Origin of the sequence: Gluconobacter sp. P1D12_c, assembly GCF_018812105.1 — a bacterium.
Classification (GTDB): domain Bacteria; phylum Pseudomonadota; class Alphaproteobacteria; order Acetobacterales; family Acetobacteraceae; genus Gluconobacter; species Gluconobacter oxydans_A.
The window spans coordinates 1-398 of the sequence record NZ_JACSIQ010000667.1 but is presented as its reverse complement, the minus strand read 5'-3'; the positions used below and the strand labels follow the sequence as shown (position 1 = coordinate 398).

The window sequence follows — 398 nt, the reverse complement described above, 5'->3', positions numbered from 1 at the left end:
GTAAAGAGGCTTGAAAATCTGTTCAATATAAAGGCTGTGCGATTGAAGGCACGTTATGAGACCAAGGCTATTCGTTATATGTTTGGGAATGGGGTCGAGGTTTATTGCGGTTGGGAAAAGCCTTACGATATCATGACTTGTTTGCATGACCATTATATTGACCATTCTTTTCCTGTGAAGGATGTGAAAAGTTATAGAGATTATTTGCGTTGTCTTCCTTCGCATTCTTCTTTGTTTTTGGATTACATAGAAAGCAGGGGATATGGTTTTTTAAGATTCAACGAATATTTGAACGATGACGAGGATGATTTTTGTTACGAGTGTGTTTTTGTTAATGACAATAAAGATGAGATACGCCTTTGGGTTAAAGATTTAGAAGAATGTGACAAGGATGGTTT

Annotated in this window: 1 protein-coding gene; it reads left to right on the top strand. The window is 36.7% G+C overall.

Annotated elements, in window-relative coordinates; genetic code table 11:
• Window positions 1–398: hypothetical protein (locus KP705_RS18655; protein ID WP_215765388.1), on the top strand; the 398-nt coding region annotated here is incomplete at both ends.